The organism is Pseudomonas sp. B21-012, from assembly GCF_024749305.1.
Lineage (GTDB): Bacteria > Pseudomonadota > Gammaproteobacteria > Pseudomonadales > Pseudomonadaceae > Aquipseudomonas.
Genome location: NZ_CP087197.1, coordinates 429737 through 441870 on the forward strand (window position 1 = coordinate 429737; position 12134 = coordinate 441870).

Consider the following 12134-nt stretch of genomic DNA (forward strand, 5'->3'; position numbering starts at 1 on the left):
ACAGCTGAATTACTCGGCCAGGTCCTGCTCCTCGATGGTCAGGTTGTGGTTGGTGAACACACAGATGTCACCGGCGATGTTCAGCGCGGTCTCGGCGATTTCGCGGGCCGAGAGGTCGGTCTTTTGCAGCAGCGCGCGGGCGGCGGCCTGGGCGTAGGCGCCACCGGAGCCCATGGCGATCAGGCCGTCTTCGGGCTCGACCACGTCACCGTTGCCGGTGATGATCAGCGATGCGTCCTTGTTGGCTACCGCCAGCATGGCTTCCAGGCGGCTCAGGGAACGGTCGGTACGCCACTCCTTGGCCAGCTCCACGGCGGCGCGGATCAGATGGCCCTGGTGTTTTTCCAGTTGCCCTTCGAAGCGTTCGAACAGGGTGAAGGCGTCGGCGGTGGCACCGGCGAAACCGGCGATGACCTGGCCGTGGTACAGGCGGCGGACTTTCTTGGCGTTGCCTTTCATCACGGTGTTGCCGAGAGAAACCTGGCCGTCGCCGCCCATGACGACTTTGCCGTGGCGGCGAACTGAAACGATGGTGGTCAAGGGAGAGTCTCCACGCAGCGGGGCGAAAATGCCTGATGCAGACTCATATGGGGGTGGTGGGAAGGATTTCAACCTTGCAGGATGAGTGGTAATGGCTATCGCGGGTCAAGCCCGCTCCCACAGAGATGGGTGAAATCCTGTGGGAGCGGGCTTGACCCGCGATGTAGCAGCGCAAACTCAGGCTTCGTGACTGATATGCCCATCGACCAAGGTATAACGCACCGCGCCCGGCAGGCAGTGGCCGATGAACGGGCAGTTGTCGCCCTTCGAGCGCCATTGCTCGCCGGCCAGGGTCGAGGCCTTGGCGTCGAACAGCACCAGGTCTGCGGCACTTCCTACCTTCAGCTCGCCCGCTGGCAGGCGCAGCGCTGCTGCAGGGCCTGCAGACAAACGTTGCAACAAAGTCGGCAAATCGAGCAGGCCGTCTTCCACCAGGGTCATGGCCAGCGGCAGCAACAGTTCGACACTGCTGATACCTGGCTCGGTGGCGCCGAACGGTGCCAGTTTGGCATCCCGCTCGTGGGGCTGGTGATGGCTGGAAATCGCCTGGATCACCCCGGACTTCACCGCCTCACGCAGGCCGTCGCGGTCGGCGCGGGTGCGCAGCGGCGGTTGCACGTGGTAGAGGCTGGAGAAGTCGCGCAGCGCTTCGTCGGTGAGGATCAGCTGGTACAGGGCCACGTCGGCGGTCACCGGCAGGCCCAGTTCCTGAGCCTGGGCGATCAGCCGCGCGCCGCGGGCGCTGGTCAGCTGGCTGAAGTGCGCACGCACGCCGGTCTGTTCGACCAGCAGCAGGTTGCGCGCCAGGGCCACGGTCTCGGCGGTTTCCGGGATGCCCGGAAGGCCGAGGAAGCTGGCCATGGCGCCTTCGTGGGCCAGGCCACCCTGGGCCAGGTCGCGGTCCTGGGAGTGGAAGATCACCGTCAGGTCGAAGGTCGCGGCGTATTCCAGGGCGCGGGCCAGGGTGCGGTTGTTGGCAAAGGCATTGAGGCCGTTGCCAAAGGCCACGCAGCCGGCGTCGCGCAGGGCAATCAGCTCGGCAAGCTGCTCGCCTTCAAGGCCTTTGCTCAGGGCGCCGATCGGGTAGACCTTGCTGTGCCCGGCTTCGCGGGCGCGGTCGAGAATCAGCTCGGCCACTGCCGAGGTGTCCAGCACTGGCTTGGTCTGCGGCGGGCAGCACAGGCTGGTGACGCCACCGGCAGCGGCAGCGCGGGTTTCGCTGGCGATGCTGCCCTTGCGGCTGTAGCCGGGCTCGCGCAGGGCGACGTTGAGGTCGACCAGGCCGGGGGCGGCTACCAGGCCTTGGGCGTCGATGCTGCGCGCCGGCTTGAAGCCTGCCGGGGCGGCGCCGATGGCGATGATCTTGCCGGCATCGATGTGCAGGTCAGTGGTCTGGTCCAGGCCGCTCAGCGGGTCGATGACCCGGGCGCCGAGAATACTGAGGGTCACTGGGCGTTCTCCTGCTCGAATTGACGTTGCGCGGTCTGCCCGCTCATGGCCATGGACAGCACCGCCATGCGCACGGCGATGCCGTAGGTGACCTGGTTGAGGATCACCGAGTGGGCGCCGTCGGCCACCGCTGATTCAATCTCGACGCCGCGGTTGATCGGGCCCGGGTGCATGACGATGGCATCCGGCTTGGCCCCGGCCAGGCGCGCGGTGGTCAGGCCGAACAGGCGGTAGAACTCGCCTTCGCTGGGCAGCAGGCCGCCGGCCATGCGCTCACGCTGCAGGCGCAGCATGATCACCACGTCGACGTCCTTGAGGCCTTGCTCGAGGTCGGTGTAGACCTTCACCCCATACTGCTCGATACCGATCGGCAGCAGGGTTTTCGGGCCGATCACGCGGATGTCCGGGCAGCCCAGGGTTTTCAGCGCGAGCATGTTCGAGCGCGCCACCCGCGAGTGCAGGATGTCGCCGACGATGGCCACCGAGAGGTTCTCGAAGCCGCCCTTGTGCCGACGAATGGTGAGCATGTCGAGCATGCCCTGGGTCGGGTGGGCGTGGCGGCCGTCGCCGCCGTTGATGATCGCCACCTCCGGGCACACGTGCTCGGCGATGAAGTGCGCGGCGCCCGAGTCGGCATGACGCACGACGAACATGTCGGCGGCCATGGCTTCGAGGTTGCGCAGGGTGTCGAACAGGGTTTCACCTTTGCTGGTCGAAGAGGTCGACACGTTCAGGGTGATGACGTCGGCCGACAGCCGCTGGGCGGCCAGTTCGAAGGTGGTGCGGGTGCGCGTGGAGTTCTCGAAGAACACGTTGCAGACGGTCTTGCCGCGCAGCAACGGGACCTTCTTCACGGCCCGGGCGCCGACTTCGAGGAACGAGTCGGCGGTGTCGAGGATTTCGGTCAGCAGTTCGCGGGGCAAACCGTCGAGCGAGAGAAAGTGGCGCAGCTGGCCCTGATCATTGAGCTGCAGCGGGCGCTTGGCGTCGATTGGCGTCATCGCGGGGGACTCTTAAAGGGCGGAAGCGGAGGCGAGGTCCTGGCGCTCGAGGGCGAGCGGTGCGGGTCCGGTCAATTTTACCCGTTCATGGGTGGCCAGCGACAGGGTGGCGCCGACCACATTCGGCCGGATCGGCAATTCGCCGGCATCCAGGTCGAGCAGGCAGACCAGGGTCACGCTGGCCGGGCGGCCATAGTCGAACAGCTCGTTGAGGGCGGCGCGGATGGTGCGCCCGCTCATCAGTACGTCGTCGATCAGCACCAGGTGCTGGCCTTCGATCTCGAACGGCAGGTCGGACGGGCGCACCTGCGGGTGCAGGCCGTTCTGGCTGAAGTCGTCGCGGTAGAAGGAAACGTCGAGCGTGCCCAGGGCGGCGTCGCTGCCCAGCTCTTCGAGCAGGGCCTGGGCGACCCAGACACCCCCGGTGCGGATGCCGATGAAACGCGGCTCGGCAATGGCGCGGCGGGCCAGATGGGCGCGAAGGTCGACGGCCATCTGCCGGATCAGTTCGGCGGGATTGGGTAGGCTCATGCTTGCTCCTCAAGAGGCCGGGGAGCGGTGCGCTGGCCCGGCTTGAATGCGATGATCGGGTCTCAGGCCCCGGTATTGGCCTCCAGCCAGCCCTGCAGCAGCAAGGCGGCGGCAATGGCATCCACCGGATTGTCGCGGTAACTGCCGCGCTGGCCGCCACGGGCCATGCGCTCGCCCTTGGCTTCGAAAGTGGTCAGGCGTTCGTCGTGGGTGTGGACCGGCAGGTTGTATCGACCATTAAGGCGGCGGGCGAATTTTTCTGCGCGCTCGCTCATCTCGCTGGGGCTGCCATCCATGTTCAAGGGCAGGCCGACCACCAGGGCGTCGGGTTTCCACTCTTTGATCAGTTTTTCCACCTGGGCCCAGTCCGGCGTGCCGTTCTGCGCCTTGAGGGTGCACAGCTCGCGGGCCTGGCCGGTGATCACCTGGCCGACGGCGACGCCGATCTGGCGGCTGCCGTAGTCAAAGCCCAGCAGTAGACGTACTTCGGCCATCAGGCGTGCCCCGCCTGGCTGGTCAGCAGGCTGAGGTTGATCCCCAGGCTTGCCGCCGCGGCGGCAAGGCGCTGCTCACAGGCCATGCCGAAGATGATCTCGGGGTCGAACGGGCAGTTCAGCCAGGCGTTGTCGGCCAGCTCCGCTTCCAGCTGCCCGGCTTCCCAGCCGGCATAGCCGAGGGTAATCAGGCTCTGTTTCGGGCCAAGGCCGTCGGCGATGGCGAACAGCACGTCCTGGGAGGTGGTCAGCGACAGGCCGTCGAGTTCGACGGTGGCCTGGAAGCTGCGCTCGCTGGTGTGCAGGACGAAGCCGCGGTCGGTTTGCACCGGGCCGCCCATATAGATTGGTACATGAATGCAGCTGGCCGGCGGTTCGACGTCCGGGCGCAGCTGTTCGAGGATATCGGCCAGGTTGAGGTCTTGTGGCCGATTGACCACCAGCCCCATCGCCCCATTGGCGTTGTGCTCGACGATGTAGGTCAAGGTCTGCGCGAAGTTCGGGTCGGCCATGTGTGGCATGGCAATCAGGAACTGATGCTTGAGGTAATCCGGGCTGAGGTTCTTCATGCCTGATAGTGTGGCGGTGAGTGGCCACGCTGACAAGGTGCTGGCGTCACCTTGTCAGCTTTACTGCGGGGTTACTTGAACAGCTTGACCACTTCTTCGGTGTACAGGGTTGGCGACTCTTCAGCGGCCGACAGCACGTACTCCTGGACGGTTTGCTGCTTGGCCTGCGGGTACTTGGCCAGGTAGCTCTCCGGGAACGCCGGGGCCTTGAGGCTGGAGCCGGCCTTGATCAGCGCGGCGACGCAGTCCGGGTTGTCCGTGCGGGCGGCTTCTTCCAGCGGCGTACCGACCGGGAAGGTGCCGTGCTGCTCGTGGTAGGCATCGATCGAGCTGCCTTTTTTCAGCAGCAGGGCAATGCGCTCGGCCGCTTGTGGGTCAGGCTGGCCGTTCATCTCAAAGGCGCGTTCGCAAACATGGTGCAGCGGCGTCGTGCCGGTCAGGGTTACCTGGTAGGGATTGGCGCCGGCAGCGACCAGCAGCTTGATCACCTCCAGGTTCGAGGCACCCGGTCCGGTCAATGGGGTAAAGCCGTTCGGCCGGACGGCCTTGGCATCGGCGCCGGAAGCCAGCAGCAGCTTGATCAGTTCGGCTGAGCCCTTGCCTGCCGCGGTGTTCAGCGGCGTAGCGGAATCGCCCTGGGCCAGCACGTTGACGTCGGCGCCGGCCTTGATCAGGCCCTTGACCATGCGCAGGTCGGCCTCGGAGGCCTTCGATTGCTCGGCCTGGTTGAGGACGAACAGCAGCAGGGTTTCGCCGTTTTCCTGGATCGGTGTGTTGACGTCACCGATCTTTGGCAGGAACAGCTCGAACGGCGCGACGATCTTGTAGGAGGCGGCCAGGAACATCGGCTGGCCTTTCGGATCGGCACCCTGGTCGAGCAAGGCCTGGATCTTGGCCAGGCGCGCCGGGGTTTCGTCGTACTTGTACTCGCCAACTTCGTTGTACAGCTTCTGCGACAGCTCGGCGGCGTCGGCGAAGGCAGCAGCAGGCAGGGCGCCGGCCGCCAGGGCCAGGCCGAGGGCGGCTGTTTTGCGGGCGAAATTGATGCGCGACATCAACAGAATCCTTTCTTGAGGGGATATACGGGCGCGCATCATCGCAAAATGGCTATTGTTTTGCCATCAGGTATAGCCTTAGATCCCGCCCGCCTGTTGCGGCCGACAGCAGCCAGCAGAGGCGAGAGAGGACCATGGTATTTTCAGAAAAGAAGAGTCGGTGAATGATATTGAGCGGTAAACATATCGATGACTACGTTTGTAGTCCGACCATCAGCAAGTGTGAAACTGAAATCGCCTTTGCCTTCTATATGGAGCAGGTCCGTTTGGTTGGAAAGTGATGTGATTTCCAGCTTTCCTGTGCCTGGGTTGTTACCGCTGACATTGCCATTGGAGTACGTTGCAAGAAGACCCAAAAACTCGCCCTCGGCTGGGTCAGGCTTTATTGCATATTCACGTAATTCCAAAAGGCCGCGTGTTGAGATCCACACAGCCGGATAGGTTTTGCTTGGATCGAAAGGCCAGTCATTAAATACGCAGTAAATAAGACTCGCCTCCCCAGCTCGTAGAAAGCTGACGTTGTCGTTCTCGTATACTGTTTCGTTCACGCCATTTCGTACGGTTACTTTGAAATAACCACTGGCGTGCTTAAGGCTGTATTTGAATTTTGCGCTAGCAAGCTCAACGATAGTGCTCATGGCAACCTCCCAGTTTGGTGATTTACATGGCGATATTGAGCGCTTGGGAGTGATATCGAAACTGTCAGTTTTATCAGGTAACAGAGATAGTCTTCTGGGTTACTCTTGAGTGTTGGCAATTTAACTCAGAACGTTCGAGTCAATTACTCTGCAACCGGTCCCCACGGGCAAAACGCCAGGTGCGGATGATCTCCAGCCGGTCGATATCGGCCAGGTCTCCGGTGAACGGCGCGAACGGTGCGGCCAGGCGCACGATGCGCTGGGCGGCCTGGTCGAGCAGCGGCTGGCCGGAGGACTCCAGCACCAGCACTTCATACAGCGAACCGTCGCGGTTGATCGACACCATCAGCCGCAGGCTGCCGTAGATCTGCTGGCGCCGGGCTTCGTCGGGGTAGTTGAGGTTGCCGATACGCTCGACCTTCTTGCGCCACTCGTCCTTGTACCAGGCACCCTTGTCGCGCATGGTCGAGGCGGCATTAAGCCTGTGGATGCGCGGGCGCTTGGCGTACAGCTGCTGCTCGTTGGACAGTTCGGCTTCGAGGCTGGCGATCTGGCTGGACAGCTGCGAGCTGTCGAAGTCCGGGGTCGCGGCCTTGGGTTTGGGCTGCGGCTTGGCTTCCTTGGGTCGGGTTTCGACCTTTTCCGGCTTCGGCGCCTTGGTCGCCACTACTGCCTTGGGCGGTGTCGGTTGCGGTTGTACTTCGGGCTTGGCGGCCGGCGGCGGGGTGACCTTGTTGATCTTGCTGTCCTGGAAGGGCGCTACTTCGGTGGTTTTCGGCACCGCCTTCTTGTCCAGGGTGCCACTGCCTTGCTGATTGTCCTGGGCCAGGTAATCGGCCTTCTGCGGCGCTTTCTCGCTTTTGAAGGTGGCCAGGGTGATTTCCATGGTCCGGCGGATTTCTTCGGGCTTGGCGAAGGTGAAGCCGACACCGAGAATCAGCGCCAGGTGCAGCAGCGCTGCCAGGAACAAGGTAAAACCCAGGCGATCCACCGGGCGTACGCGGGGTGGAGAGAAGTCGGCAGGGATGTCAGCAGGAAGCGTCATCAGGTATCCAGCAGCTGCAAAGACCGGGGGGAACCGGCAGAGCAGGTGCCCAGGTCATAAAAACGACCGGCATGATACCCCACTCTGCGCGGTTGCTCCGCGTCGGCTGTCAGCGCGCCTTGAGCTTGCGATCAATGGCATCCATCAACTGCACGCCGATCTGGGTGCCGAAGGCGTTGTCGATCTCGCGGATGCAGGTCGGGCTGGTGACGTTGATTTCGGTCAGGTGCTCGCCGATCACGTCCAGGCCGACGAACAGCAGGCCCTTCTCGCGCAGGGTCGGGCCGACCTGTGCGGCGATCCAGCGGTCGCGGTCGGTCAGTGGGCGGGCTTCGCCACGGCCGCCGGCGGCGAGGTTGCCACGGGTTTCGCCCGAGGCCGGAATTCGCGCCAGGCAATAGGGCACCGGCTCGCCGTCGATCATCAGGATGCGCTTGTCGCCGTCCTTGATGGCCGGCAGGTAGCCTTGCGCCATGATTTGCTGGGTGCCGTTGCCGGTCAGGGTCTCGAGGATTACCGAGAGGTTCGGGTCGCCCGGGCGATGGCGGAAGATCGAGGTGCCGCCCATGCCGTCCAGCGGCTTGAGGATGGTGTCGCCCTGCTGGTTGACGAATTCGCGCAGGATATCGGCGCGGCGGCTGACCAGGGTCGGTGGCGTGCACTGCGGGAACAGCGTGGCGAACAGTTTTTCGTTGCAGTCGCGCAGGCTCTGCGGGCGGTTGACCACCAGCACGCCGGCGGCTTCGGCCTGTTCCAGCAGGTAGGTGCTGTAGACGAACTCCATGTCGAACGGTGGATCCTTGCGCATCAGGATCACGTCCAGCTCGCTCAGGGCGCTGTCTTGCTCGGCGTCGAGCTCGAACCAGTGCTCCGGGTCGGCGAACACTTTCAGCGGGCGCATGCGTGCGCGGGCCTGGCCGGCGCCCTGGTAGAGGTCCTGCTGCTCCATGTAGAACAGCGACCAACCGCGCTCCTGGGCGGCCAGCAACATGGCCAGCGAGCTGTCCTTTTTATAGGAAATGCGCGCAATGGGGTCCATGACAATCCCGAGGCGAACGCTCATGGGCAAAATCCTCTCAGCGGCTATGGGCCGCATTGGCTCGAATGAAAAGTGGCGTCAGGGTGGCGCTCGCAGCGCTGGCGGTCAAGGGAAAAACGCATCCTGGGCGGCGCTGCGCCGGGCGTCGGCGCGGGCCGATGGAATGCACCCCCCAGAGTGTGCTAAAAAGGCCTGGCACGTGGCCTGCACGGCCGTCTCCAGCTGCAAGCCACAAGCCATAAGCCACAAGAAAAAGCACGCCGCGTTCACCCTGCTTTTTCTTGCCGCCAGAAACTTGTAGCTTGCCGCTCATAGCGAGCAGCGATGGTAGAGCAATTATGGAACAGCCCGGCGCGGCATTGAAGGTGATGGTGATCGACGACTCCAAGACGATTCGCCGCACCGCCCAGATATTGCTCGGTGAAGCAGGGTGTGAGGTCATCACGGCCATCGACGGTTTCGATGCCCTGGCCAAGATCATCGACCACCAGCCGCAGATCATTTTCGTCGACGTGCTGATGCCGCGTCTGGACGGCTACCAGACCTGCGCCCTGATCAAGCAGAACAGCACCTTCAAGGACACGCCGGTGATTCTCCTGTCGTCCCGCGATGGCCTGTTCGACAAGGCCCGTGGCCGTGTCGTCGGCTCTGATCAATTTTTGACCAAACCTTTCAGCAAGGAAGAGCTGCTGGACGCAATCAAGGCCCATGTGCCCGGATTCGCCGCAGAAGAACAACACGCACCCTGACGTTGCGCCGCCGCGCAGGCGTCTATTCCTTATGGGGAACAGCATGGCCCGAGTTCTGATCGTCGACGATTCGCCGACCGAAATGTACAAACTGACCGGTATGCTCGAAAAGCACGGGCATGAAGTGCTCAAGGCCGAAAACGGCGCCGATGGCGTAGCCCTGGCCCGCCACGAAAAGCCCGATGCGGTACTGATGGACATCGTCATGCCCGGGGTCAACGGCTTCCAGGCTACCCGCCAGTTGAGCAAAGACCCGGAAACCGCGCATATCCCGGTGATCATCGTCACCACCAAGGACCAGGAGACCGACAAGGTCTGGGGCCAGCGCCAGGGCGCCAAGGACTACCTGACCAAGCCGGTGGACGAAGACACCCTGATCAAAAAGCTCAACGACGTGCTCAAAGGTTGACCACCCGGCCCATGGGCGAGTCGCTGACGGCCTTCGAGCTGCTGCTGGACATCGACCGGCGTTGCCGGCTGCTGGCCGCCGACCTGCCGTTGCAGGAAACCCGCCTGCAGAGCTGGAGCGGCATTGGCTTTCGTATCGCCGAGCAGTGGTTCGTCGCGCCCATGGGCGAAGTCGCCGAAGTGCTGCACGAGCCGCGCCTGAGCCGCATTCCCGGGGTCAAGCCCTGGGTCAGCGGCGTCGCCAACCTGCGTGGCCGGCTGCTGCCGGTGATGGACCTCTGCGGTTTCTTCGGCCTGGGCCTGTCGGCACCGCGCAAGCAGCGGCGGGTGCTGGTGCTCGATCATGACGAGTTGTTTGCCGGCTTGCTGGTCGATGAAGTGCTGGGCTTGCAGCATTTCCCGCTGCACAGCCTCGATCTGTCGCCGCCAACGCCGTTGCTCAGCGCTGCCGCACCCTTCGTCCAGGGGCATTTCCAGCGCGAGCGCAGCTGGGCGATCTTCAGCCCCTTCGCCCTGGCCCAGGCGCCGGGTTTTCTCGATGTCGCGCTGTAAAGGAACGCCACCTCCGTGACCACGACCAAGACGGCTCCATCGACCCAGGGTTCCCGCAGCAGCGCACAGATCGCCGCGCTGTTCGTGGTGCTGATCCTGTCGATCATCCTGCTGTTTGCCAACTTCGCCTACCTCAACACCCAGGCCAACTACGACAAGCAGTACATTGGCCATGCCGGTGAACTGCGGGTGCTGTCCCAGCGCATCGCCAAGAACGCCACTGAAGCGGCGGCCGGCAAGGCCGTGGCTTTCCGCTTGTTGAGCGAGGCGCGTAACGACTTCGAGCAGCGTTGGGGCTACCTGAAAAAGGGCGATGCCAGCACCGGCCTGCCCGCTGCGCCACCGGCGGTGCGCAAGGAAATGGACGCAGTGCTGCGTGACTGGGAAAACCTGCGCAAGAACACCGACACCATCCTGGCCAGCGAGCAGACCGTGCTGTCGTTGCACCAGGTCGCCGCGACCCTGGCTGAAACCGTGCCGCAGTTGCAGGTGGAATACGAGAAGGTCGTCGAGATCCTCCTGCAAAGCGGTGCGCCGGCCAGCCAGGTAGCCGTGGCTCAGCGCCAGTCGTTGCTGGCCGAGCGTATTCTTGGCTCGGTGAATACCGTACTGGCCGGCGACGACACCGCTGTGCAGGCCGCCGATGCCTTCGGCCGCGACGCCAGTCGTTTCGGCCAGGTGCTCGAGGCCATGCTCGGCGGTAACGAAGCGATCCAGGTTACCCGCGTGCAGGATCCGGACGCCCGCGCGCGCCTGGGCGAGATCGCCGAGCTGTTCCAGTTTGTCGCAGGCTCCGTCGACGAAATCCTCGAAACCTCGCCCGAGCTGTTCCGTGTGCGCGAAGCCGCCGGGAGCATCTTCGGTCTGTCGCAAACCCTGCTCGATGAAGCCTCGCGCCTGGCCACCGGGTTTGAAAACCTGGCTGGCGGCCGAACCCTGGATACCGTTGGCGGCTATGTACTGGGCTTGCTGGCGCTGGCGTCGATCATTCTCATCGGCCTGGTGATGGTTCGCACCACCCACCGCCAGTTGCACGAAACTGCCGAGAAGAACGAGCGCAACCAGCAAGCGATCATGCGCCTGCTCGACGAAATTGAAGACCTTGCTGACGGCGACCTGACCGTAACCGTGTCGGTGACCGAAGACTTCACCGGCGCCATTGCCGATTCGATCAATTACTCCATCGACCAGCTGCGCGACCTGGTGGCGACCATCAACCTCAGCGCCGAGGAAGTTGCCGCCGCCGTGCAAGACACCCAGAACACCGCGCGGCAACTGGCCAAGGCCTCCGAGCACCAGGCCCAGCAGATCAGCGATGCCTCGGTGGCGGTGGGCGACATGGCTGAATCCATCGACCGCGTTTCGACCCACGCCTACGAATCGGCCAAGGTGGCCGAGCGTTCGGTGGCCATCGCCAACAAGGGCAACGAGGTGGTGCACAACACCATCAACGGCATGGACAACATCCGCGAGCAGATCCAGGACACCGCCAAGCGGATCAAGCGCCTGGGCGAGTCGTCCCAGGAAATCGGCGATATCGTCAGCCTGATCGACGACATTGCCGACCAGACCAACATCCTCGCCCTCAACGCGGCGATCCAGGCTTCGCTGGCCGGTGAGGCCGGGCGCGGTTTTGCCGTGGTTGCCGACGAGGTACAGCGCCTGGCCGAACGCTCATCGTCGGCCACGCGGCAGATCGAAGCGCTGGTGCGTACCATTCAGGCCGACACCAACGAAGCGGTGATTTCCATGGAGCAGACCACCGCCGAAGTGGTGCGCGGTGCGCGCCTGGCCCAGGATGCCGGGGTGGCGCTGGCGGAAATCGAAGGCGTGTCGCAGACCCTCGCCGACCTGATTCACAGCATCTCCGACGCCGCCCAGCTGCAGACCTCTTCGGCCGGGCAGATCTCGCATACCATGTCGGTGATCCAGCAGATCACCTCGCAAACCTCGGCCGGCTCAACCGCCACCGCTGAGAGCATCGGCAACCTGGCACGCATGGCCAGTGAAATGCGCCGCTCGGTGTCCGGTTTTACCCTGCCGCCGACGCCGCCGCGTTGAGGG

The 12134-nt window shown here is 63.8% G+C and carries 14 protein-coding genes; 4 read left to right on the forward strand and 10 right to left on the reverse strand.

What is annotated here, in order from left to right; genetic code table 11:
- Positions 1 to 9: 9 nt before the first annotated feature.
- The 10 genes from hslV to gshB form a co-directional block, all read right to left on the reverse strand.
- Positions 10 to 540 carry an ATP-dependent protease subunit HslV gene (gene hslV / locus LOY37_RS01915; protein ID WP_028945572.1) on the reverse strand — a complete coding sequence of 177 codons (531 nt, stop codon included), beginning with the start codon at positions 538 to 540 and terminating at the stop codon, positions 10 to 12.
- A gap of 177 nt (positions 541 to 717) precedes the next feature.
- Entirely contained in the window at positions 718 to 1989 is a 1272-nt protein-coding gene (locus LOY37_RS01920; protein ID WP_258716203.1) for a dihydroorotase, read from the reverse strand.
- Positions 1986 to 2990 (reverse strand): aspartate carbamoyltransferase catalytic subunit, encoded by a 1005-nt coding sequence (locus LOY37_RS01925; protein ID WP_010221491.1) that lies wholly within the window; start codon positions 2988 to 2990, stop codon positions 1986 to 1988. The genes LOY37_RS01920 and LOY37_RS01925 overlap by 4 nt, the downstream gene beginning before the upstream one ends.
- Before the next feature lie 12 nt (positions 2991 to 3002).
- On the reverse strand, positions 3003 to 3521 hold the full coding sequence (pyrR, locus tag LOY37_RS01930) for a bifunctional pyr operon transcriptional regulator/uracil phosphoribosyltransferase PyrR (RefSeq protein WP_258716204.1): 519 nt from the start codon (positions 3519 to 3521) through the stop codon (positions 3003 to 3005).
- Between the two features lie 62 nt (positions 3522 to 3583).
- The gene (ruvX, locus tag LOY37_RS01935; RefSeq protein WP_093376944.1) at positions 3584 to 4015 is read right to left on the reverse strand and encodes a Holliday junction resolvase RuvX; all 432 of its coding nucleotides are present in this window, start codon (positions 4013 to 4015) and stop codon (positions 3584 to 3586) included.
- A complete protein-coding gene (locus tag LOY37_RS01940) occupies positions 4015 to 4584 on the reverse strand; it encodes a YqgE/AlgH family protein (RefSeq protein ID WP_045193852.1) in 570 nt (189 codons plus the stop codon). Before LOY37_RS01940 ends, ruvX begins: the two co-directional genes overlap by 1 nt.
- A 71-nt stretch (positions 4585 to 4655) precedes the next feature.
- Positions 4656 to 5639, reverse strand: coding sequence for an ankyrin repeat domain-containing protein (locus tag LOY37_RS01945; protein ID WP_258716205.1), 984 nt, complete (start codon positions 5637 to 5639; stop codon positions 4656 to 4658).
- A 143-nt stretch (positions 5640 to 5782) separates the two neighbouring features.
- On the reverse strand, positions 5783 to 6277 hold the full coding sequence (locus LOY37_RS01950) for a hypothetical protein (protein ID WP_258716206.1): 495 nt from the start codon (positions 6275 to 6277) through the stop codon (positions 5783 to 5785).
- A 139-nt stretch (positions 6278 to 6416) separates the two neighbouring features.
- On the reverse strand, positions 6417 to 7322 hold the full coding sequence (locus LOY37_RS01955; protein ID WP_038997538.1) for an energy transducer TonB: 906 nt from the start codon (positions 7320 to 7322) through the stop codon (positions 6417 to 6419).
- Positions 7323 to 7431: 109 nt separating this feature from the next.
- Positions 7432 to 8385: a glutathione synthase gene (gshB, locus tag LOY37_RS01960; RefSeq protein ID WP_045193851.1), complete on the reverse strand. Its 954-nt coding sequence runs from the start codon at positions 8383 to 8385 to the stop codon at positions 7432 to 7434.
- A 314-nt stretch (positions 8386 to 8699) separates the two neighbouring features.
- On the opposite strand from gshB, the gene pilG reads away from it, so the two are divergent.
- From pilG to LOY37_RS01980, 4 genes are read left to right on the forward strand one after another with little or no spacing between them, the layout of a single operon-like run.
- Positions 8700 to 9110: a twitching motility response regulator PilG gene (pilG, locus tag LOY37_RS01965; RefSeq protein ID WP_045193849.1), complete on the forward strand. Its 411-nt coding sequence runs from the start codon at positions 8700 to 8702 to the stop codon at positions 9108 to 9110.
- A gap of 43 nt (positions 9111 to 9153) precedes the next feature.
- Positions 9154 to 9519, forward strand: a complete 366-nt coding sequence (pilH, locus tag LOY37_RS01970) for a twitching motility response regulator PilH (RefSeq protein WP_045193983.1) — start codon at positions 9154 to 9156, stop codon at positions 9517 to 9519.
- Positions 9516 to 10070: a chemotaxis protein CheW gene (locus LOY37_RS01975; protein WP_115089245.1), complete on the forward strand. Its 555-nt coding sequence runs from the start codon at positions 9516 to 9518 to the stop codon at positions 10068 to 10070. Before pilH ends, LOY37_RS01975 begins: the two co-directional genes overlap by 4 nt.
- Positions 10071 to 10085: 15 nt before the next feature.
- Positions 10086 to 12131 (forward strand): methyl-accepting chemotaxis protein, encoded by a 2046-nt coding sequence (locus tag LOY37_RS01980; protein ID WP_258716207.1) that lies wholly within the window; start codon positions 10086 to 10088, stop codon positions 12129 to 12131.
- Positions 12132 to 12134: the final 3 nt, after the last annotated feature.

What these genes read in the sequence shown, in the direction of transcription:
- pyrR (WP_258716204.1), bottom strand. Translation starts at nt 3,521, where the DNA reads ATGAGCCTACCCAATCCCGCCGAACTGATCCGGCAGATGGCCGTCGAC.
- LOY37_RS01940 (WP_045193852.1), bottom strand. Translation starts at nt 4,584, where the DNA reads ATGAAGAACCTCAGCCCGGATTACCTCAAGCATCAGTTCCTGATTGCC.
- LOY37_RS01955 (WP_038997538.1), bottom strand. Translation starts at nt 7,322, where the DNA reads ATGACGCTTCCTGCTGACATCCCTGCCGACTTCTCTCCACCCCGCGTA.
- LOY37_RS01925 (WP_010221491.1), bottom strand. Translation starts at nt 2,990, where the DNA reads ATGACGCCAATCGACGCCAAGCGCCCGCTGCAGCTCAATGATCAGGGC.
- gshB (WP_045193851.1), bottom strand. Translation starts at nt 8,385, where the DNA reads ATGAGCGTTCGCCTCGGGATTGTCATGGACCCCATTGCGCGCATTTCC.
- pilH (WP_045193983.1), top strand. Translation starts at nt 9,154, where the DNA reads ATGGCCCGAGTTCTGATCGTCGACGATTCGCCGACCGAAATGTACAAA.
- LOY37_RS01945 (WP_258716205.1), bottom strand. Translation starts at nt 5,639, where the DNA reads ATGTCGCGCATCAATTTCGCCCGCAAAACAGCCGCCCTCGGCCTGGCC.
- pilG (WP_045193849.1), top strand. Translation starts at nt 8,700, where the DNA reads ATGGAACAGCCCGGCGCGGCATTGAAGGTGATGGTGATCGACGACTCC.
- LOY37_RS01950 (WP_258716206.1), bottom strand. Translation starts at nt 6,277, where the DNA reads ATGAGCACTATCGTTGAGCTTGCTAGCGCAAAATTCAAATACAGCCTT.
- ruvX (WP_093376944.1), bottom strand. Translation starts at nt 4,015, where the DNA reads ATGGCCGAAGTACGTCTACTGCTGGGCTTTGACTACGGCAGCCGCCAG.